The sequence below is a fragment of the Hymenobacter sp. UYCo722 genome, assembly GCF_040547115.1.
In the GTDB taxonomy this organism is placed as follows: Bacteria; Bacteroidota; Bacteroidia; order Cytophagales; family Hymenobacteraceae; genus Hymenobacter.
Genome location: NZ_JBEPPC010000001.1, coordinates 1120286 through 1141773, shown reverse-complemented (window position 1 = coordinate 1141773; position 21488 = coordinate 1120286). Strand labels below are relative to the sequence as shown.

17 protein-coding genes are annotated in these 21488 nt (G+C 61.8%); 5 read left to right on the top strand and 12 right to left on the bottom strand.

Annotated elements, in window-relative coordinates; genetic code table 11:
* Nucleotides 1-15: 15 nt before the first annotated feature.
* The gene (gene porU2, locus ABIB44_RS05055; RefSeq protein WP_354583529.1) at nucleotides 16-5190 is read left to right on the top strand and encodes a putative type IX secretion system sortase PorU2; all 5175 of its coding nucleotides are present in this window, start codon (nucleotides 16-18) and stop codon (nucleotides 5188-5190) included.
* Nucleotides 5191-5273: 83 nt separating this feature from the next.
* Here porU2 and ABIB44_RS05050 read toward each other — a convergent pair whose 3' ends face one another.
* From ABIB44_RS05050 to ABIB44_RS05035, 4 genes are all read right to left on the bottom strand, one after another.
* Complete coding sequence (locus ABIB44_RS05050) at nucleotides 5274-5765, bottom strand: dihydrofolate reductase (protein WP_354583528.1); 492 nt, start codon at nucleotides 5763-5765, stop codon at nucleotides 5274-5276.
* A gap of 43 nt (nucleotides 5766-5808) precedes the next feature.
* Nucleotides 5809-7341: a DUF6056 family protein gene (locus ABIB44_RS05045; protein WP_354583527.1), complete on the bottom strand. Its 1533-nt coding sequence runs from the start codon at nucleotides 7339-7341 to the stop codon at nucleotides 5809-5811.
* A 10-nt stretch (nucleotides 7342-7351) separates the two neighbouring features.
* A complete protein-coding gene (gene fmt, locus ABIB44_RS05040) occupies nucleotides 7352-8299 on the bottom strand; it encodes a methionyl-tRNA formyltransferase (RefSeq protein WP_354583526.1) in 948 nt (315 codons plus the stop codon).
* Between the two features lie 156 nt (nucleotides 8300-8455).
* Nucleotides 8456-9703: an exo-beta-N-acetylmuramidase NamZ family protein gene (locus ABIB44_RS05035; RefSeq protein WP_354583525.1), complete on the bottom strand. Its 1248-nt coding sequence runs from the start codon at nucleotides 9701-9703 to the stop codon at nucleotides 8456-8458.
* Between the two features lie 109 nt (nucleotides 9704-9812).
* On the opposite strand from ABIB44_RS05035, the gene ABIB44_RS05030 reads away from it, so the two are divergent.
* On the top strand, nucleotides 9813-11039 hold the full coding sequence (locus ABIB44_RS05030; RefSeq protein WP_354583524.1) for an ABC transporter permease: 1227 nt from the start codon (nucleotides 9813-9815) through the stop codon (nucleotides 11037-11039).
* A gap of 365 nt (nucleotides 11040-11404) precedes the next feature.
* On the opposite strand, the gene ABIB44_RS05025 is transcribed toward ABIB44_RS05030, so the two are convergent.
* Nucleotides 11405-12097, bottom strand: a complete 693-nt coding sequence (locus ABIB44_RS05025; RefSeq protein WP_354583523.1) for a peptidoglycan DD-metalloendopeptidase family protein — start codon at nucleotides 12095-12097, stop codon at nucleotides 11405-11407.
* A 210-nt stretch (nucleotides 12098-12307) separates the two neighbouring features.
* On the opposite strand from ABIB44_RS05025, the gene ABIB44_RS05020 reads away from it, so the two are divergent.
* Both ABIB44_RS05020 and ABIB44_RS05015 read left to right on the top strand, forming a co-directional pair.
* Nucleotides 12308-13411, top strand: coding sequence for a 2Fe-2S iron-sulfur cluster-binding protein (locus ABIB44_RS05020; protein WP_354583522.1), 1104 nt, complete (start codon nucleotides 12308-12310; stop codon nucleotides 13409-13411).
* Nucleotides 13412-13646: 235 nt separating this feature from the next.
* Complete coding sequence (locus ABIB44_RS05015; protein WP_354583521.1) at nucleotides 13647-15389, top strand: M3 family oligoendopeptidase; 1743 nt, start codon at nucleotides 13647-13649, stop codon at nucleotides 15387-15389.
* 82 nt (nucleotides 15390-15471) lie between these two features.
* On the opposite strand, the gene ABIB44_RS05010 is transcribed toward ABIB44_RS05015, so the two are convergent.
* The 7 genes from ABIB44_RS05010 to ABIB44_RS04980 all read right to left on the bottom strand — a co-directional run bounded on the left by ABIB44_RS05010 (nucleotide 15472) and on the right by ABIB44_RS04980 (nucleotide 20095).
* The gene (locus tag ABIB44_RS05010) at nucleotides 15472-15639 is read right to left on the bottom strand and encodes a hypothetical protein (RefSeq protein ID WP_354583520.1); all 168 of its coding nucleotides are present in this window, start codon (nucleotides 15637-15639) and stop codon (nucleotides 15472-15474) included.
* 98 nt (nucleotides 15640-15737) lie between these two features.
* Nucleotides 15738-16361: a hypothetical protein gene (locus ABIB44_RS05005; protein WP_354583519.1), complete on the bottom strand. Its 624-nt coding sequence runs from the start codon at nucleotides 16359-16361 to the stop codon at nucleotides 15738-15740.
* A 37-nt stretch (nucleotides 16362-16398) separates the two neighbouring features.
* On the bottom strand, nucleotides 16399-16896 hold the full coding sequence (gene paaD / locus ABIB44_RS05000; RefSeq protein ID WP_354583518.1) for a 1,2-phenylacetyl-CoA epoxidase subunit PaaD: 498 nt from the start codon (nucleotides 16894-16896) through the stop codon (nucleotides 16399-16401).
* Nucleotides 16897-16909: 13 nt separating this feature from the next.
* Complete coding sequence (gene paaC, locus ABIB44_RS04995) at nucleotides 16910-17659, bottom strand: 1,2-phenylacetyl-CoA epoxidase subunit PaaC (RefSeq protein WP_354583517.1); 750 nt, start codon at nucleotides 17657-17659, stop codon at nucleotides 16910-16912.
* A gap of 4 nt (nucleotides 17660-17663) precedes the next feature.
* On the bottom strand, nucleotides 17664-18326 hold the full coding sequence (locus ABIB44_RS04990) for a phenylacetic acid degradation b (RefSeq protein ID WP_354583516.1): 663 nt from the start codon (nucleotides 18324-18326) through the stop codon (nucleotides 17664-17666).
* 82 nt (nucleotides 18327-18408) lie between these two features.
* Nucleotides 18409-19407, bottom strand: coding sequence for a 1,2-phenylacetyl-CoA epoxidase subunit PaaA (paaA, locus tag ABIB44_RS04985; protein ID WP_354583515.1), 999 nt, complete (start codon nucleotides 19405-19407; stop codon nucleotides 18409-18411).
* 97 nt (nucleotides 19408-19504) lie between these two features.
* Entirely contained in the window at nucleotides 19505-20095 is a 591-nt protein-coding gene (locus ABIB44_RS04980; RefSeq protein ID WP_354583514.1) for a TetR/AcrR family transcriptional regulator, read from the bottom strand.
* A 212-nt stretch (nucleotides 20096-20307) separates the two neighbouring features.
* Here ABIB44_RS04980 and ABIB44_RS04975 point away from each other — a divergent pair, with 212 nt between their 5' ends.
* The gene (locus ABIB44_RS04975) at nucleotides 20308-21468 is read left to right on the top strand and encodes a T9SS type A sorting domain-containing protein (RefSeq protein WP_354583513.1); all 1161 of its coding nucleotides are present in this window, start codon (nucleotides 20308-20310) and stop codon (nucleotides 21466-21468) included.
* Nucleotides 21469-21488 lie beyond the last annotated feature (20 nt).

The following is a 21488-nucleotide window of genomic DNA, read 5'->3' as shown; positions in this document are numbered from 1 at the left end:
GATTTCAGACATGATATGAACAACGCTACCAACTACACTTTTTTCCGCCGCTGTGGGACCTTGCTGGCATTATGCTGGCTACTGCTAACCGGAGGCGCGGCATGGGCACAATCGGGCCCGGTGGGCAACGAATGGATTGTGCCCGGGCAGCAATACTACAAGGTGAAAATTGTGAAAGATGGGCTCTATAAGCTCAGCTACCAATACCTGACGCAAGCCGGAATATCGGGGGTAGTACCCAACGAACTGCAAATCTGGCGGCGCGGCCAGCAGATTGCCACCTACGTGGGCGGCAGCCGTACCGTGCTGGATGCCAGCAGCTACCTGGAGTTCTACGCTACCCATAACGATGGCAAGCTGGACGCCGAACTTTATAGAGACCCGGCCGACCAGCCCCATCAGTACTTCAGCAACTACACCGATACGGCCGCGTATTTCATTACCTGGCGTGCAGGCACACCGGGGCGGCACATGCAGGAGCCGGTTGCTACCAGTGCCACCGTGCACCCGCACCGGCTGCTCAGTAAATTGGATTTACGCATCAATATATTTAGAGACTATCCTACTCAGACAAAAGATGTGTACCTGCCTTGGGTGGAGCCGGGCGAAGGCTTCTTCATGGATGTGACAAAAACGGAGCTCAAGTATACCATTGATTCAGTTTCAGTTAGCCCGGTTTCGGCTCCGACGCCGCCGCGCATCGAGGTTTCACTGTTTGGCAGCCAGGACCAGGACCAGCGTTTCGGCGGAGCGGGGGTTGCGCATTCGGTGCAGGTGCTGGTGGTGCCGCCGGGCGGCACGGAGCGGGTAATTGGAGTAATGAATTTTGTGGGTCTGGTACGGGCCCGGCGCACGTTCGACCTGCAAAGTGCCGACATTAGTGCAACGGGGCAGGTAGTGGTGAAGTTGCGCAACCAGCCCGTTGGCGCGGCTGGCAATTTCTTCTACGTAAGCTACTTGCGTACCATCACGCCGCAGGCCAATGTCTGGTACCCCTCGCGGCACCAGTTGCCGTTTGCCAGCGACTCGCTACTGGCAGGCTCGGCTACTTACGAGTTGGCGGGCGTGCCCGCTACGGTAACAGGCTTCGATATTCAGGACTTTAATAACGTGCAGCGGGTAGTGGGCACGTCCGGTACAGTGGCGGGTACCACGCGTTTCGTGTTTCCAGGAGCTACTTCGGCCTCGTCGCACCGGCTCCTGCTGGCCGATGAGTCCTTTCTGCTGGCACCGCCGCTACCGGCCCGGCGAACAGTCTTCCGGAACCTCAATGCCGGGCAGGCGAACTTTGTGGTGATAACGCACCCGTTATTGATGAAGCCGGCAACGGGTACCTCCAACGCCGCGCAAGCCTATGCCAGCTACCGGGCTTCGGCGGCGGGCGGCAAGTATGATACGCTGATGGTCACAACGTTTCAGTTGTATGACCAGTTTTTTTACGGTGAGAAGTCGTGGCTGGCGCTGCGGCATTTCTCGCGCTGGCTAGCGGCATCTAATATTCCTGGCCGCGAACGGTATCTGATGCTATTGGGCAAGGGCATTGTGCCCAACGAACCGGTCCGGGGAGCGTTTTATGCGCGCAGTGGCGAGTTTGGTCTCGACTTGGTTCCCAGCAGCTCCCGCGCGGTTTCCGATAACCTGCTAACAGCCGACTACAAGAATGACGACTACGTGGCCAAGCTGCACACGGGGCGCCTCACCGCAACGACACCGCAACAGATAATAAACTACCTGAATAAGGTGCGCACCCACGATGCCCTGGGCCCCGCGCCCTGGCGCAAGAATGTGCTGCACCTGGTGGGGGCCAAGGATGCCAACGAGACGCAGGAGTTTCGCGGCTACCTCGATGCCGAGAAGGCGCGTATTGAGCGGCCACTTTTGGGCGGGCATGTGACCACGGAAAGCCGCATGGGAGAGCTGCCGGTTTCGGTCGATATTTCGGCGGAGCTCAACAACGGGCTTTCGCTGATTGACTATTTTGGTCACGGCTCAAACAACATTTTTTCGCTTGATTTTGGGGCACCCTCCAAGGTTCCCACCTACAATAACGTGGGCAAATACCCGGTGCTGTTTCTGAATGGCTGCGCCGGCAATGCCACCTGCGTGCAGACCTACACCGTGGTGGAGGACTACCTGTTTGCTGACCAGAAAGGGGCAATTGGCTCATTGGGAGAATCTGGTTTTAGCTTTGCCTACCCCTTATCGCTGGCCCTTGATTCGCTGCACCGGCTCCTGTTCAACGACCCCGCCTGGTATGGCCGGCCGGTGACGGTGGTGCACGACGAGGTGGTGCGCCGGCTTCAACGCGACACTTTTTTCAGGAATGACATTGGGGTAGAGCAGCTGCTGTGTACAGGCTGGCAGGGCGACCCGACCATTGCCCTTTACTCGCCCGCACTACCCGATTTGGTGGCCAGCTCGGCCACCCTTTCGATTGTGCCGACAGCGGGCCAGGGACCGGTGACGGCGGCTTCGACCAGCTTTGTGCTGAACGTAGGGGTAGCCAACCCCGGCAAAGTCACGCTCGACCCAATCGAAATCCGGGTTACGCGGGTCACGCCGGGCAAGTCCGATAAGGTTTATACCTTTTCTTTCCCCCAGGCTTTCACGCCGGAAACGAGTTATGCCCTCCCAATTCCCAATGATTTTCCGGGCCTTGGCGTCGCCAGTACTTTTCTGGTAGTACTCGACCCTAATAACAAGATTGCTGAATCGAACGAAAATAACAATGCCGCGCAGGTCAGCTTCACATTCCTGACCGGAGGGCTTACGGTGCTGAATCCCACCGAGTTTGCGATTTCTGCTACTGAAAAGCCCCGCCTTGCGGTGCAGTCGAACAACCCGAACGAAACCTCACGCGCCTACGAGTTCGAGCTCGACACGGACCCCAACTTCGCCTCGGGACCTTCGCTGAAAAAGACGACCACCGTTACGGCCGGCGTGCTGGCCGAGTGGCAACCCACGCTGCCCATCACGGTGGCCAGCCGCGACAGCGTGGTATGGTACTGGCGCGCCCGCTTCCAGACCCCCGCCGCCGGCGAGGACGGTAACTGGGTTACCTCGTCGTTTCGCGTGATTCTGACCAGCCCGGCCGGCTGGTCGCAGAGCCATTACGGGCAGTTCCGGCGCGATGCCCTGACGGGCATTGCCGTGGGCGGACCCCAGGCCAGCTGGACGTTCGCTGCCCAGCAAATTCCGCTGGTACTGCGCACCCTGGGTGGGGGAGCTCCCCGCAGTGCGCCGCAGTTTGGTACCCTGCAGGGCGGCGGCATTTACCTGCAGTCGGCGGGCCTGCCAGTGGTAAGCAACTGCGGGGTGCAGTCGCCCAACCTGCTGTTTGCCGTGTACGACGGGGCCACGCTGCGCCCCCTGGGGTTGCCTGCGGCTTTCCAGCGTTGCGGCCAGGCACCCAACTATTTCTACTACTTCTCGGGTACCACTGCCGCCGATACCCTCGACAACCTCAACTACAGCGCCACCCGGCAGCAGCAGCTTGATGCTTTCCTGACGGCTATTCCGAACAACGCCTACGTGGCCGTGATTTCGACCAACCGCCTCCGCTATTCGCTGCTGCCGGCTGCCCTCAAAATCCGCTTGCAAACCCTGCTCGGCTCGCAGCTGATTACCACCCTGGCCGATGGCGAGCCCCTGGCCGTGGTGGGCCAGAAGCTGACGGCTACCACCGGCCGCTTGCTGCAGGAAAAGGGGCCCGACCGCACGGCTAGCACCCTGCCCTATAATCAGCGCATCGAGCTAACGGAGACACTGCAGTTGCCTGGTACTTCCGGCCGCATTGTCTCGACGCTGATTGGCCCTGCGCAGCAGTGGAATAATCTGTACGCGTCGATTCGCACGCGCAACACCAGCGGCCAGTACACCCTGAAAGTTGTGGGTATTGATGCCACGGGAACGGAGACGACCGTGATACTCACCGTACCGGTGCTGCGCGATGGTACGCTGTTTACGCAGCCGCTGGCTGGCGTTTTGGCTACTACCTACCCCTATCTGCGGTTGGACCTCACCCTATCGGACACCGCGCGGGTGGCCCCGCAATTGCAGCAGTGGCTAGTGACCTCGCGCGGCCTGCCCGAGGGCATAGTGCAGCGCGATGCCGTGCCCGCCAGTACCTACACGGCGGCGACGCTGGTGGCCCAGGCCACTTCCGGCAGTGGCACGGTCAGCTTTCCCGTGAAGTTTAAGAACGTGTCGACCGAGACGTTCAGCGGGCCACTGAGCACCCGGGTGCAGGCACGCGACGGCAGTGGCAAAATCGTGGCCGGCCCCGTTTTCATTCCTACGCCAGCACCGTTGCCGGGCGAAACGGCCACCATTAACGTCAGTATCAACCTGGCAGGCCGTTTCGGCGACCTGACGATTGAAGTCGTCGTAAACCCCCGCCTCCAACCCGAGCAAAACTATGCCAACAATGAGCTGATTCTGCCCACTTTCAACGTCATCAACAATAACGTGCCGCCCACGCTCGACGTGGCCGTCGATGGTCGCCACATCCTTAACGGGGAGTTGGTGTCGTCGACGCCGGTTATCGTGGTGCAGCTCAATGATGAGGACCAAATTGTGCACGTGCGCGACCGCAACGCGTTTACCCTCACGCTGCAACGGCCCGGCCAGGGAAGCCCCGTACTGGTGCCCCTCACTGGGTCCGACATCGGTTTCACCGTGGACTCGACGAGTGGTAGCCGTGCCCGCCTCACGTTCGAGCCCGGTAAAAACGGCCCTCTGGCCGATGGTAAGTACACTCTGCGCGTGCAGGGCCGCGACCCCGGCAAGGCCGCTGCCGCCGCGCAGGAGGTTCAGCTCACGTTTGAAGTTGTGAACGCCGCCACCATCACCAACGTGTATCCGTATCCGAACCCGGTTATCAGCAAGGCCCGGTTCGTGTTCACGGTGACCGGCCACGAGTTGCCGCGTAACATGAAAATTCAGATTATGAGCCTGACCGGCCGCGTAGTGCGCGAGATTTTCATGAGCGAGCTTGGGCCGCTGCACATTGGCAACAACATCACCGACTACGCCTGGGACGGCACCGACAGCTACGGCGACCGCCTGGCCAACGGCACCTACCTGTACCGCGTGGCCTACGACGATAGCAACGTCTCGTTCTCGCGCCGTGATACGGCCGGCGATAAGGCCTTTAAAAACGACTGGGGCAAGCTGGTGCTCATGCGTTAGCGCCTTGTTCAGTATCTAAAAAAGGCCGCCCACTGGGCGGCCTTTTTTTGTGTCTTCCGGCAAGCGTATTCTGCCGGCGGCAGCTAGCGCCGCCGTAGCATTACGAAACTATAAGCATAAGCGTGCTGCTCATCGGCCTCGTGACGCTCGCGGGTTTCCTCGCGCCACTCAGTGGGCGAGAGCGGGGGGAACGAGGCATCGCCCGCAAAGGCATGGTGGATTTCGGTGAGGTAAACCACGTCGGTCGCAGGCAGGGCTTCCCGGTAAATTTCACCCCCGCCAATAACGCAGACGACGTCAGCGGCCAGCTCGTGGGCCCGGGCCAGGGCCGACAGGACCGAGGCCGCCGTTTCGCAGCCCGGCGCGGCCCAGCCCGGCTGGCGCGTGACAACCACATTGGGCCGGCCAGGCAAGGCTTTGCCAATGCTGTCGAACGTTTTGCGGCCCATCACCACGGGGTGGCCCAGGGTGAGCTGCTTGAAATGCCGCAGGTCGGCGGGCATGCGGCCCCAGGGCAGCTGCCCATTTTGACCAATGATGCCGTTTTCGGCCACGGCCACTACTAATGCTACCATCAGAAACAAATTTGAGAGTGGAGTGAAAAGGGGAGAGCCGGCTTTAAAGGCCCGGGCCCATCGCATTCGGGGGGGCGGGTGGTGCCGCCAGCCGTACCGAATCGAGCCCGAACCAATGGGCTGTCGGGTCATTGTTGGAGCGCTGCACGGAGTTGGTAGGGTGGGGGTTGTAGAACAGATTTTCGCCCATAATGGCGATGCGGCGGGGCGAGATTCCCCCAAACGGAGCCAGCACTACCGTCGGCCTGCCGGCACGGGCGGCGGCGGCCATCCGGGCGAAGCGGGCCTCGTTCTGGGTGCGCCAGGTGGGAGCGTTGCGCAGCCATTCCGTCCAGGCCGTGCGCTCGAGGCCTACCGCCAGCAGGAAAAACGTGAGCACCGCGGCGACCCGCTGCATTTGCCCGACGGCCCGGCGCAGGCCACCCGAAATTTGGGTGGGCACGGCAGCCCACAGCACCCCAGTCCAGCTCAGCAGCATCCACAGCCAGATAAAGCTTTGAGTGCGGCCCGGCGGCGGGTTTTTGTTGACCAAAGCAAAGAACAGGAAACTCAACCCGCCACCCACTAGCAGCACCCCTATCCCGGCCGCCAGCGGCAGCCGAAAGCCGGCCGGCCGCCAGCGCCGCGTGTGCACCAGTACTGGCCCCAACAGGGCGGCCAGCAACAGCAGCACCAAAACCTGCGAGGGCTTGCTCAGAAACGTGGTGTAGTAATCGGTGGCGTAGCGAACCGCGCCCAGCACATTGAGCGGGGCATGAGTCTGGGTAGTGTGGCCGGCACCGTACATGCGGACCAGGTTGCCGGGGGCCAGTACTGCTACGGCACCTCCCACCGCGGCGCTGATGAGCAGGCCGCCCCACGCGGCGGCAGCGCGGCGGCGGCCGCCGCGCCAGCTGCAGACCAGTGCTACCAGCAGCGTCCAGCCCAGCAGCAGCAGCGCAATTTCGGTGAGGCCCACCGTCAGGATGACGCTGATGTGGGCCAGCCCGTACCAACCCAGCCGTACGGCTGTTGTGGTGGCCCGCAAGGCTCGGAGTCCCCCCAGCATGGCTAGCAGCATCAGAATAATGCCCGACTCATATCCCGTGGCCGTGGTGAACCAGTAAAACATGGGGTAAATGGTGGGCATCCCGGCCAGGGCCAGCAGAAGTAGCAGCGCCGCCGCTTGGCCGGCCTGCACGGGAGCCAGCCGCTGCTGGCTCAGCTCGCGCAGGCCCAGGTACAGCGCCAATAAGGTGCCGCCCAGCGACACCAGCGGCGTGAAACGGAAGCCTCCCAACCAGCCGTAAGTGAGTGGGTTGCCCACCGTTTGCAAAAAAGCCGTGCCGTAGCGCCCGCCCCACGTGTTATAAAATACTTGTTGCGCACCCCACAGCCCGTGCTCGCGCACCATCATCGCCATGCCGAAATCATCCCAGAAGGGAAAATTAGAAAATGCCAGCGCGAAAAAAGGCAGCAGCCCAAGCCCCAGCAAGGCAGAGGTCGTCCAGCGGAAGTAGCGCCACCCGACCCGCCGGGCGGCCGGGCGCGTTAGCAGGCGGCCGGGGGCCGCATCAGTCGAATTGAAATGGGCCATGAAGGCTGGGTTAGGCACCAATGAGCTTCAGGCTGGGCCCCGCGCCCCGCAGAAATTCATCCACGGGCATGCGCTTCTTGCCTTCGAGCTGCACGTCGAGCAAGTCGAGCCAGCCGTCGGCCGCCGCCACGCGCAGGTAGCGCCGGCCGTCCGAAGCCCAGGTGCCGGGCGCGGCGGCCGTTTCGTCCGCTTCGGCAGACAGCGCCTGGGCCCGGTAAACCTTGATAATGCGGCCGTCGGGCAAAGCAGCGAAGGCGGTTGGAACAGGTGAGAGGCCGCGTACCCAGTTCACCAGCTCAGTGGCCGGGCGGCTGAAGTCGAGCCGGCCGGTTTCCTTGCTTAGTTTGGGGGCGGGGCGCAGGTCGGCGCGCGGCTCCTGCGGCGTGCTCGGCGCGGTGCCGGCCGCGATGGCCTGCACCGTGCGCAGGGCCAGGGCCGCGCCCACACCTTTCAGCTTGTCATATACGCTGCCGAAATCGTCCTCCGGCGCGATGGCCAGCCGGTCCTGAAAAACCAGGTCGCCGGTATCAATCTCGTGCCGCAGGAAGAACGAGGTAACGCCGGTTTCGAGGTCGCCGTGCATCAGCGCCCAGTTGATGGGCGCTGCGCCCCGGTACTGCGGTAGCAGCGAGCTGTGGATGTTGATGGAGCCCAGCGGGGGCATGTTCCACACGGCTTCGGGCAGCATCCGGAAAGCTACCACTACCTGCAGGTCGGCCGCGTAGCTTTTGAGTTCGGCTTGAAATTCGGGTGATTTCAAATTGGTGGGCTGGAGCACGGGTAGGCCATGCGCCTCGGCCGCCACCTTCACCGCCGACGCCTGGAGCTGGCGGCCCCGCCCCGCCGGCCGGTCGGGAGCCGTGATGACGGCGACCACCTGCCCGCCGGGCCAGGCCACGAGGCTTTCCAGGGTCGGCACGGCGAAATCGGGCGTACCCATGAAGACGATTCTTAGCATTGAACAGTTGGTGTCGAATGGTTGATGTTCGTCGTGCTGAGCTTGTCGAAGCATCTCGACCGCAATGCTCAACCCAATCGAAAGGATTAGTCGCGCGGTATTGATGCTTCGACAAGCTCAGCATGACGGGCTTTTTATTGGCAACGGTGCGCAAACCTACCGCTCCGGATACAGCAGATACTTCTTGCGCAGCACCCGGAACTTGCGCAGTCCCGGCTCCCAGCTGGCGCGTATTTTGGCCTCGCTCTGCCCCGCAATAATCTGCTGGCGTAAGGTATCGGTGCCCGACAATTCCTCGAAATACTTGCCGAAAAAATGCGTCTTATCGGTGCTCTGCTGATAAAAATCGAGCAGATATTTCAGCACCAGGCCGCCGTTTTCGCGGGCGGGAGCCATGGCCAGGTCGAGGCCGTAACAGCGCTGGCCTTTCATCGGCGGGGTGGGCGAGCCGGCGTTGGGCGCGGGCGTGAACGAATACGGCCGCGTAGCCGGCTGGCTAGGACTGCCGATGACTTCGAACGGCGCGTCGGTGCCGCGCCCCACGCTCACGTTGGTGCCTTCAAACAGGCAAATGCTGGGATAAAGCGCCACGGCGTGGTCGGTGGGCAGGTTGGGGGAGGGGCGCACGGGCAGGTGGTAGGCCGTGGCGTGGGTGTAGCCCTGCTGCAGGGGTACCACCGTGAGGCGGCACGACCGGCCGCCGGCCAGCCATTTTTCCTGGTTTATCGTTTGTGCCAGCTCACCGACGGTGAGGCCGTGGGCAATGGGCAGCGGGTCGAGGCCGACGAAGCTGCGGTGGGCGGGTTCCAGGATGGGGCCATCCACGAGGTCGCCGTTGGGGTTGGGGCGGTCGAGCACCAGCACGGGCTTGTTTTGCTCGGCGGCGGCCTCCATCACATAGTGCAGCGTGCTGATGAAGGTGTAGAAGCGCGCGCCCACGTCCTGAATATCAAACACCAATACGTCCACGTCGGCCAGCATTTCGGGAGTGGGCTTTTTGGTTTTGCCGTACACCGAGCGCACCGGCACGCCACTGCGGGCATCCCGTCCGTCGGTGATGGTGGCCCCATCGGCGGCCTCGCCCCGGAAGCCGTGCTCGGGCGCGAAAATGGCCGTCACGTTCACGCCGCGCGCCCGCAGGGTATCCACTAAGTAGGCGTTGCCCACGCGCGAAGTCTGGTTGATGACCAAGCCTACGCGCTGGCCCTTCAGCTGCGGCAGGTATTGGTCGAGCCGGGCGGCCCCGACCACCACGGCCACCGGGGCAACGCGCGCGGGGGGCGTTTGCGTAGGGGGCACCGTAGTTGGCTGCGGCCCGGAGCCGCTGGCGACCGGCCGGGTGGTCCCGCAGGCGGGCAGGGCCAGCAACAAAGCCAGCATCATTTTAGCCGAAAAATCAATCATAATAGGTGCAGAAAATAGAAATTAACCGGCTGGTGGCGAACGTAACGCCGATAGCCCGGGCGCAACATGCGGCTGGTCCCGGTTCAAAACGTAGCTTTACGCTCGAACAATGAACGTCGCCCGCTACATCTCGCAGAAAATCGACGGCGGAGCCGATTCCGGCTCCTTCACGTCGTCGGTCACAAAAATAGCCATCATCAGCATTGCCATGGGCCTGGCGGTGATGATTGTGTCATTTGCCATCCTGCAAGGGTTTCGCAACGAGATTCAAAACAAGATTTTCTCGTTTGGCGCGCACCTGCAAATCTCGCGCTACGACACCAATAATTCGTTGGAGGTAGCGCCTATTCCCGGACCCCGGCTGGTGCGGCAGCTGCACGACGAGTTTCCGGAAGTGCAGTCCACGCAGCCCTTCGCCGTGAAAACGGCCATCATCAAAACCCCCGACGAAGTAATGGGCGTGGTGCTGAAAGGCATTGCCGAAACCGACGGCCCTTCGCCCATGCGCCAGAACCTGGTAGCTGGCAAGTTCCTCAGCTTCCCCGACTCGGTGGCCAGCGACGACGTACTGATTTCGCGCAAGGTGGCCGACAAGCTGCGCCTCAAAGTGGGCGATAAAACCCTGTTCTATTTCATTCAGAACCCGCCCCGCATCCGGCCCTTCCGGGTCTGCGGCATCTACTCGACGGGGCTTGATGAGTTCGATGAAGTGTACGTCATCGGTGACATCCGCCAGATTCGGGAGTTGAACTCGCCGGTTTGGGCCGACTCGCTGGTGGGCGGCATGGAAGTGGTGCTCAAAGACTTTAAAACCATCGATGCCACCGCTGACCGGTTCTACGAGCGACTGCCCTACGATTTGAAAATCGATAAAATCACCGACCAGTACGCCCAGCTTTTCGACTGGCTGCAGCTGCTGAACCGCAACGTGGTGATTTTCCTGATTCTCATCATTTTCGTGGCCACGTTCAACATGGTGGCCACCATCTTCATTATGATTTTGGAGCGCACCAACATGATTGGGATTTTGAAGGCGCTCGGAGCCACGGATAATCAGATTCGGCGCATGTTTTTCTTCCGGGGCCTCTCGCTCACGGTGCGCGGCATGCTCATCGGCAACGCCATTGCCGTGGGCTTCTGCGCTATTCAGTACTACTTCCACGTCATCCCGCTCGACCCCGAGAACTATTACATGGACCGCGTGCCGATTGCGTGGGACCCTAAAATGCTGCTCATTCTCAACGGGGCCACGTTCGCCGCCTCGCTGCTGGCCGTGCTCATTCCGACGTATTTGATTTCGCGCATCAAACCGGTAGTAGCCATCAAGTTCGACTAACTTGTCTGAACCGCGGATTTATCGGATTCGTCGGATTAACCGGATTTTGTGGCCGACTAATGTAGGTCTGCAGAAGTAATTCGGCATTGGCCCGGTCCGACCGCCCTAGGCGGTCCGACCGGTTGAAGCACCACCTGTTTTGCCCTGATGATAACCGGTCGGACCGCCTAGGGCGGTCGGACCGGAGCCAGGCGATGACCAGATTACTTTTGCACGAGTACTTAATTTCAACAGTCGATTACGGCCCCGGCTGCCCGGTGCAGGCGGCAGGGCCGTTTTCTACATCATTTAATAGTTAATAGCTCAATCAATTTTCAATCGGCCACAAAATCCGGTTAATCCGACGAATCCGATAAATCCGCGGTTCAAACAAGGTGGTCGCTTTGCAGCACGAGGTTCGGGTCGGGGCACTGCGTCGCCCAAATCTTCTGCTCCGAAGGGCGGGCCACCCCCGGGAAGTCGCCCACACGGCCCTGCATGTCGGCCATGAGCTGGAAATGCAGGTGCGGCGGCCAGTCGCCGTTTTCGGGAAAAGGGCCGACGGTGGCAAACGCTTCGCCTTTGGCCAACTGCTGGCCAACGTGCAACGCCCGCCACTCAGCCCGGCCGAGGTGGCCGTAGAGACTGTAGAAAACGGTGCCTTCCAACTCGTGCTGCAGAATGACGGTGGGGCCGTAGTCGCCGAAGTTGTCGTTGTCGGCTAAGCTGTGGATGGTGGCGGACAGGGGCGCAAGCACGGGCGTGCCGGCGGGCACCCATACATCCACGCCCAAATGCAGCGAGCGGGCCTCCTCAGCGGCCCCGGGGCCGAAATGTGGGCTGCGGCGATAAATGACCCGGTTTTCGAGGTAGCCACCCACGCCCACGGTGGCACCGGCTGCGGCCAGCATCGTATCAACCAGTTCATTAAAGGCGGCCGTGTCGCGCAGGTCGGCGTTTAATACAGTGGGATTGGTAGCCGAAAAATCGAGGCGGGTAACCGTAGCGGCATTCAGGTCGAGGGGCAGCACGGGGCCAAATTCGGCCTGGTGGCGTAGTAGGAGGGCGGGGAGGGGCAAGGTGGGTAAATTATGAGCTAAAAGGAAAGCGCGCGGCGGCAAACCGCGGGCGGGGTAGCGCTGTTGGGAGCGGCAGGCGGCAAGTTACCTTTGCGGGCGAAGTTGGCCCGGCGCTTGCCCGGCCGGCCGTTCATCTTTTTATTCATTTGCCCGCGCCGGATGGCCTCACCCGCCCAAATCTGTTCGCCCCGTTAGCCTCCCTTACCCCGCATGAGTTACCAGAACCTGACCGTAGTTGCGCTCACCCAGGAAACCGCCGATACCGTCACCATTCACCTCGAGCGGCCCGACCGCCAGCCCATCACCAGCCGGCCGGGCCAGTTCCTGACCCTGATTCTGCCCTGCGGCCCCGGCGGCAAAAAGGAGCGCCGCGCCTACTCGCTCAGCAGCACCCCGGCCGACGCCCCGCGCCTGTCCGTAACGGTGAAGCGCGTGCCGGGTGGCCTGGTGAGCAACTATTTGCTCGATACTGTACAGGTGGGCCAGCAGCTGGAGGTGATGGAGCCGCTGGGCAACTTCACGCTCGCGCCCAGCCCCAAGGCGGCGCGCTCGCTGGTGCTCATCGGGGCGGGTTCGGGCATTACGCCGCTAATGTCGATGCTCAAGGCCGTGCTGGCCGGCGAGCCCAATAGCCACGTGCTGCTCGTGTACGGCAACCGCAACGAGGAATCCGTGATTTTCCAGCAGCAGCTCGCCACGCTCGAAGCCGGCAGCGGCGGCCGCCTGCAGGTCGAGCACGTGTACAGCCAGCCGCTCGAGCCCATGGCCCCGCACCGCCACACCGGCCGCCTGAACCGGACTATGCTGCTTCGCATTCTCGAGCAGCGCCACCAGTTTCCGGCCGAGCAGGCCGACTATTTCATGTGCGGCCCCGAGGGCCTGATGGCCGAAGCCCGCGCCGCCCTCGACCTGCTGAATGTGCCCGAAACCCGCATTCGCCGCGAGAGCTTCGTGGCGGCGGCCGAAACGGCCGAAGCCGCCGCCGCCCAGCCCAATGGCCACGGCGACGTTTCGGCCAGCACTTCCGATGAGGTGAAGAGCACCCGCACGGTCACCATCCAATACGAAGGCAGCGAGTACCTGATTGAGGTGCCCAAGGGCCAAACCATTCTGGAAGTGGCGCTCGACCAGGATATCGACCTCCCGTATTCGTGCCAGGCCGGCCTGTGTACGGCCTGCCGCGGCAAATGCCTCAGCGGCCAGGTACACCTCGACGAGCGCGAAGGCCTGTCGGACTCCGAGATGAAGCAGGGCTACATTCTGACCTGCGTGGCGCACCCGATGACGGACGACGTGGTGATTGAGATTGGGTAGGCAGGAAGCTAAACGTTGAAAAAAACAACGTTATGCTGAGCCTTCCGAAGTATCTCTACCTCAATAGCAAATAGTTACTGGTGCGGTGGAGATGGTTCGGCAAGCTCAGCATGACGTTCTTTTTTGTCCTGATTACGCGCAGGCCTGCCCGTAATTCTCATCCCGGCCGCCCCCGTTCCTCGTATCTGACAGCCCACACCGGCACTACCCGTTGCCTGTCGTTTAATATTGTAAGATGATGCAACTCGTTGAACCTACCGCCGAGTCGGCCACCGATACCAGCCGCCCGCCGCGCCACTACCTACCCGAAGATTTCACGGTAACCGACTGGGCCACTATCGAGCCGTTTTTCCAGGAACTGCAAATCCGCTCCGTGCAAACGGCCGCCCAGCTCGAACGCTGGCTGCTCGACCGCTCCGAGCTGGAAAGCGTGCTGAGCGAGGACCTGGCCTGGCGCTACATCCGGATGACCTGCGACACCCAGGACGGCACCCGCGCCGAATCGTTCCAGTATTTTGTGAATGAGGTGGAGCCGCAGGTGGCCCCCTACGACCACGCGCTGAACGAGAAAATGCTGGCCGTGCCCGCCCTGGCCGACCTCGACGAGCGCCGCTACGGCGTGTTCCTGCGCTCGGTGCGCCGGGCCTCGGAAATTTACCGGGTCGAGAACATCCCGCTGAAAACCGACATCAGCACCAAGCAGCAGCAGTACGCCGCCACCGTGGGCGCGATGAACGTGACCATCGACGGCGAGGAGCTGACCCTGCCCCAGGCCGCCGACCGCCTCAAAAACCCCGACCGGTCCGTGCGCGAAGCTGCCTGGCGCGCCATTCAGGCCCGCCGCCTCCAGGATGCCGGGCCGCTTGATGCGCTGTTCAGCGAGCTCATCGGCCTGCGCACGCAGGTGGCTCTGAACGCGGGCTTCGCCAACTTCCGCGACTATATGTTTGCCGCCCTGGGCCGGTTCGACTACACGCCGCAGGACTGCTTCGACTTCCACGCCGCCATCCGCGAAACGGTGGTGCCATTGATTGACGGCTTCGACCTTGAGCGCCGGCAGGACCTCAACCAGCCCGCCCTGCGCCCCTGGGACCTCGACGTGGACCCCAGCGGCCAGCCGCCGCTCAAGCCCTTCGGCACCGGCGACGAGCTCCTGGAAAAAACCATAACCGTTTTCCAGAACCTCGACCCCTACCTCGGTGACTGCCTGCGCACCATGCGCCAGATGGGCCACCTCGACCTGGAAAGCCGCAAGGGCAAAGCGCCCGGCGGCTATAACTACCCGCTCGACGAAACCGGCGTGCCCTTTATCTTCATGAATGCCACCAGCTCGCTGCGCGATGTGGTGACCATGCTGCACGAGGGCGGCCATGCCGTGCACAGCTTCCTCACCCGCGGCCTGCCGCTGGGGGCCGACAAGCACCCGCCGTCCGAAGTAGCCGAGCTGGCCTCGATGAGCATGGAACTGATGAGCATGGACCAGTGGGACGTATTTTTCCCGAACCCCGCCGACCTGCGCCGGGCCAAGAAAACCCACCTCGAAAGCGTCCTCGAAACCTTCCCGTGGGTGGCGACCATCGACAAGTTTCAGCACTGGATTTACGAAAACCCGCTGCATACCCACGAAACGCGCCACCAGCGCTGGGTGCAGCTTTTTGACGAGTTCAACCAGCGCACCGTGGACTGGCGCGGCCTCGAAAGCTTTAAGCCCTACCTCTGGCAGAAGCAGCTGCACCTCTACGAAGTGCCGTTCTACTACATCGAGTACGCCATGGCGCAGCTCGGGGCCATTGCCGTGTGGCGCAACTACCGCCAGAACCCCGCCGAGGGCCTGGCCGCCTACAAGCGCGCCCTGGCCCTGGGTTACACCGCGCCCATCGGCCAGATTTACGCCGCCGCCGGTATCCGCTTCGATTTTAGCACCGAGTACCTGCGCACCCTGGCCGACTTCGTGCGCGCCGAGATGGAAACGCTGTAAGCAGGAAGATTCAAAGATATTGGCAACAAAAAAAGCGCCTGGCATTGCTGCCGGGCGCTTTTTTGTTGTGGCTGAATACCGCTTACGAGTTGCCGCCGGAGGCGGGGGGCGTAGTGGTAGTGGGCATTTTGCTGCCACAATTGCCGCGAGGGCGCGGGTCGTGCTCTTTGCAGCGCTCGCAGGAGGCCAGGGCCAAGCTGGTGAGCAGCACTACCGGCAGCAGCCGGCGGAAGAAAGTAGCGGTGGGCATGGGGCGAAGCGGTTAAGTGAAAGCCTGATTGGCTGCGACTTAAAGGTACATCCAGCCTCGGCCGTTTTGTGCACGACCACCTAAATAAACCCCGCCGTCTACTTTGCGCCGATGGTGAATAGCGGCAGCGGCTTCAGCCCAGCATACTTGCCGCCCAGCGACTGGAACTCGGCTTCGTGCAGCTGCAGGTAGTTGTTGTAGCGCTTGGCCGCGTCGTCATACATCACCCGGAAGCCGACTACGCCGGCATCCAGCTGCTGAATGCCTTCGACAAAATTGCGGGCGTTTTCGGTGGGTGCGCCGCCATCGGGGGCCGCCACTGGGTACAAGGCGTTCAGGAGCGAATCCTGGGCGGTGTCGTACTGGTCAATCAAGGCCGAGCTGGCCATCGTTGCCTGGTCGTAGCGCCGGGGTTTGAGGCGGGCGTTGGCCTGTTCCAGGCCTTTGAGTTGGGCTTCGGTGCGGCCGGGCTGGCCGTGCAGCTCGCGCAGCAGCAGCCGGGTGAGGGCCAGCTTCTGGTCGTCGCTCTCTACCATGTTGCGCCATTTTGCATCGACCGAGTCGCGCAACGCATCGAGCTGCAATTTGGAGGCGGCCGCCGAAGCAGGGTTTACGACCACCGCTTTAGCCCCATCGCGCTTGCACGAAGCCGCTACGCCGAGCAATAGTACGAGGGCCAGACCGGCCGATTTCAGCGAACAAAAAAAGGGGACAACACGCATAGAAGAGGAAAGAATAAGGAGTGCCGGGCCGGCAAAGCTACACCGGCTTGAACTGCTCGAACAACTGGCGGCAGTCGTGGCAGTAATGCACGGCCCGGCACAGTGTGGCCCCAAACGGCGTGCGCAGCTCGGTATTGTGCTGGTGGCAGTTGGGGCACTCGGCGTACTCCAGAAAGTCGAGGTCGAACACCACGTTGCCCAGCACCGGCGGCGGCGACAGCTTGTGCTGCCGCAGGGCCGCCCGCCCAGCGTCCGAAATCATGTCCGACGACCACGCCTCGCGCAGGCTGATGTCGACGTGCACCTCGGCCACGCCGTGCGCGCGTAGGGTGCGCTCCACGTCGCGCTTCATGTAGTCCATGGCCGGGCAGCCGGCAAAGGTGGGCGTGAGGTGCACCGCCACCGCGCCGGTAGCTTCGTCAATCTCCACGCCGCGCACCACGCCCAAGTCCACCAGCGAAATCGTGGGGATTTCGGGGTCTTTCACGGCTTGGAGCCAGTCAAAAATCTGCGCGGTGGTTAAGGTGCTGGTCATGTTCAGGTATGATTTACCAGTCGGCCGTGGGGTCGAGGCGGAATACCTCGGCCATCTCGTCCAGCAGCGGCTGTAGGTGCTCGGTGTGCTCGCCGTGGCGGCCACCTAGCACGGGCACCGTCAGGGTTAAGTCCGGCAGCGTCAGGGCCGTTTGGCCCAGCACTTTCGTAATGCTTTCCAGCCAGCGGCTGTGCAGCTCCGCTTCGCCGATAAACAGGCCGGTGCTGATGATTTCCGCTTCCGCCTCGGTTTGCTCGAAGATGCCCAGCGCGTAGGGAATGGTGAAGTCCAGGGCCGCCTGCATGCGCTCGATGGCTTCGTCGGTGGCGGTGCCGAGACGCTTCATCCAGGTGTTGGCGTGCAGGGCGTGGTATTTGAGTTCGCCGCGCAGCTTGCGGGCCACCTGGGCCAGTGGCTCATAGCTGCTGTCGGCCAGCGCCTGGAAGCGCAGCAGCTCGGCATGGTCGAACAGGAAGTGGCGTGTCAGGCTAAAATCGTACTCGCCGATGGGCAGCTCCACCAGCTGGCAGGAGTGGAACTGCGGCGCGTTGCGGGTGAAGGCCACCGTGTCGGACTCGGCTTCGCCCAGCGCGTGCAGCAGGCCGTAAAGCTGCAGCGAATGCCCCAGCTTATCCTGGGCCATGCTCGAAAAGGCAATGTCCTCTTCCAGAATCGGCCCGAGGCCGTTCCATTCCGAGTTGCGGTGGCCGAGGATTAGCTGGTCGTCGGCGAGGCGGTAAAGAAGGTCGAGTTTTGGGTCCATTAAACTAAGCTTGGGGGTTTTCGGCCTTGAATTTCTCGATGCGGTCCTGCACTTTGTAGGAGATGGCGTCGCGGTATTTTTTCTCCGGCGTCGTCGTCCAGATATCGCGGTCGTCATCCTCCGAGTGTAGTACGTCGGCCGAGCGCACGGCCCACACATTCACTACTGGCCGCTGCTCACCAAACACGGCCTTGGCCACCTGCAACGCTTCGGCGGGCGAAGCGGCGCGCACCTTGCCCACGTGCTGGTGGGCCTTGCCCCGCTTTTTCAAATGAAAAATGTCGTAATCTTCCTCACCAGCGGCATAAGCGACTTCCTCTTCCACCGACTCATCCACTGGCGCGGACGGGGCCGGGCGGGGCACCAGCGGCAGCGTGTCGTAGGCCGATTCGGTGTCGCCGGCGTACTCGGTTACCGTAATGGCCGAGGTGGGCACCACCCACATGCCGGTGCAGGCAAAGCGCCGGCTGAACTGCTCCTTAGCAAAAAGAAAGGCCAAATCGGCCTCCGGCGCGTGCACCGGGCCCACGTACACAAACGGCGCGCCCTCCTTTTTTTGGTGGAAAACTTCGTAAGTCTCGAATTGGTCGAGGGCTGCCTTGGCGGCCACCGGGGCCGTTTCAGACAGGCCCAGGCGGTTCATGCGCGGGTCGTGGGAGTGTATCACAATGAGCAATTAGAAATGAGCAATGAGCAATTCGCGGGAGAAACCCAGAATTGCTCATTGCTCATTGTTCATCAATAATTGACTAGGCCAGTGGGCGCACGTACTGGCGCTCGGTTTTGCCGGCGCTTAGGGCGCGGCGCACCCAGGCACCGTTTTCCTCGGCGGCGCGGCGCACGGCCAGGCGCTCGGCGTTGCAGGGGCCGTCGCCGTTAATCACGCGCTTGAAGTCTTCCCAGTCGGGCTCGGTGAATTCCCACTGGCCGGTTTCCTCGTTTTTACCCAGGTTGGCATCGGGCAAAGTCAGGCCGATTTCCAGGATTTTCGGCACGTACATGTCGAGGAACTGGTTGCGGCACTCGTCGTTGCTGGCCATCTTCACCTTCCAGCGCATCAGGATTTCGGTGTGCACCGACATCTTATCGCTCGGGCCGAAGAAAGTCATAATTGCCGGCCACCAGCGGTTCAGGGCCGCCTGCATCATGGCGCGCTGAATGGGCGTGCCGGTGGCCAGGTGCACCACGGCATCGTGCCCGTACTTGAGGTGGAAAGCTTCCTCGGCGCAAATCCGGTCGAGGGCGCGGCAGTAGGGGCCGTAGCTGCCCTTGGCATTGGCGAGCTGGTTCACAATCGCGCCGGCATCAATCAGCCACGAAATCACGTTCGAGTCGGCCCAGGTGGGGGTGGGGTAGTTGAAGACGTTGGAGTACTTGCTCTTGCCGTTGATGAGGTCCACCAGCATCTGCTCGCGGGTTTTGCCCAGCGTTTCGGCGGCCGAGTACAGCAGTTGGGCGTGGCCCACTTCGTCCTGCACCTTGGCCATCTGGGCCATTTTGCGGCGGAAGCCGGGCGCGCGGGTAATCCAAGTGCCTTCGGGCAGCGAGCCGATGATTTCGGAGTGCGCGTGCTGCTCAATCATGCGGGTGAGCTGCTTGCGGTAAAGGGCTGGCATCCAGTCGCCGGGCTCAATTTTCTCGCCCCGCGCGATGCGGGCCTCAAACTCGGCCAGCAGGATGGGGTCTTCGTTTTCCAGGCCGGTGGTGGCGGTGGTCGGCAGGTCGTGGGTGCTGGCGGAACCGTACATAGTGGTGGGAATTGGAGCGCACGCTTTGGCTTGCGCAGGGTGAGAAAGAATTAGGCTACGAGCAAACTACTGAAGCGGCAAAGGTCAGCAGCACGCGCTACGATTTAAGAAGCCCGCCCAGCAGCTGCTCGGCCAGGCGGTGGGCAATTTCATCGGGGCCGAGCTTGCCCTCGGGCCGATACCAGCTTGGTAGCCAGTTCAGGCTGGCCAATAGGGTGAGGGTGGCGAAAGCGGCATCGGGGGTATGCAGCTGGCCCTCGGTAACTCCCTGGGTAATCAGCGTACGAAAACCGGCTTCGTAGCGGTCACGCAAAACCAGGAACTCAGCCCGGCCCGGCTCGCTCAGATGCCGCCACTCGTGCAGAAATACCGCCGAGGCTGCCCCATCGCGGGTGAGTACCCGCACGTGGGCTTCGAGGGCTTGCCGGAGCTGAATGGCTACGGGTATAGAAGAATCGGAGATGGCCTGGTCGAAGGCCAGAAAAAAATCGGCCGCTAGCCCGAAGCATACGCGGTGGAGGATTTCCTCCTTCGATTTGATGTGGGAATACAGGCTGCCCGCCTCCAGGCCCAGCGCGGTGGCCAACTCGCGCATGCTGGTCGCGGCATAGCCCCGGGTCCGAAACAGCGCGGTGGCCGTGCGGTCAATCTGGGCTTTGCGCGAGCGGGTAGGAGCGGAGGATATCATTTACGGTACAAATATAGCCTTGCTAACGCTCGTTAGCAAGAGAAAGTTGCCCACCTTTAAGCCGGTGACCAGAATAGTGCGTCAAATGCTTATCGATTGACCAGCATTGACTTTCGTTCATCATTTTCGGAGATGCTAATGTTAACATAGCACCTTAATTCTTTCGGCGTCCCTATCTTTGCAAAGCATCGACTTTCTCACGCGCAGATATTATGAAAAAACATTACTTGCTACTCTCGGCGGCCCTTTTGGTGGTCGGCGCGGCTCATGCCCAAGGCACGGAGCTGTTCTTTTCTGAGTACGACGAAGGGTCGCATTCGTCAGGTACGGTCTACGGGGGGGCCTCGTCGCCCTCCACCGGCAGCGAGCGCGCCATCGAAATCTTCAATCCTACTACCTCGGCGGTCAGCCTGAACCCATACTCGGTGCGTCGCTACTCCAACGGCAACCTGAATTTCACCGAGGAAGAACGTTTGCTCCGTAGCAATGCCACCCAGCAGCCGGTCGGCACCAACTCGGTGCTTTCGCGCCAGACTTTCGTGCTGGCTTCGGGCGAAGCTACGCTGCCAACTATCCGCACCAAGGCCGACCAGTTTAGCGTGGGCCACGCCCCGCAGCCGATTGGTGGTACCGTCCTTTTTGGTGGTGGCACGGTTTATTTTAATGGCAACGACGCGGTGGCCCTGGTGCGCTATCCCGTAACGGCCGGCACGGGCATCGGAGTTATTGTCGACCTCATCGGCGTAATCGGGCAGAACCCTCCTAATCGCACCGGAACGACTTCGCCCGAAGGCAACTGGCGGGGCACCAACCCCCTCGACCCGCCCTTTGGCACCACCACGTTTGTGCCCGAAGTAGTTTCGGAAAATATGTCGCTTACGCGTCGCGTCAGCGTTTCGAAAGGCGTGCGTAGCACCACTGCCACTACCTATGGCCCGGCTCCGGGCGGTGCATATGCCAGCGGCTACAACATTGCCGACGAATGGGTTGCCTACAGCTACGCCACGCCTCCCGGCACGACAACGACCAATGCCGCTGGCCAGTCGTATGACCTCCTGGGCGAACACCTTGACTACAAAGGCCCTTTCGGTGCCTACCAAACGACGTTGGCTACGTTGGCTAAGTTCGATGCCAACATCAGTGTGTACCCCAACCCGGCTCATGGCTTGGCCACAGTTGAGATAAAGGATGCCAAGGTGGGCCGCGTCACCGTACTCAATAATCTGGGTCAGGCTATCAGCGCTGAGGCGAAGGGCCTGGGCCAGGAGAAACTCACGCTCAACATCTCAGCCCTGACGCCCGGCCTGTACTTCGTGCAGATTCTGAGCGCCGACGGCCAGACCAAAATCTACAAAGAGCTGGTGGTGCAGTAGGGGCAATGAGTGGGGCGCAG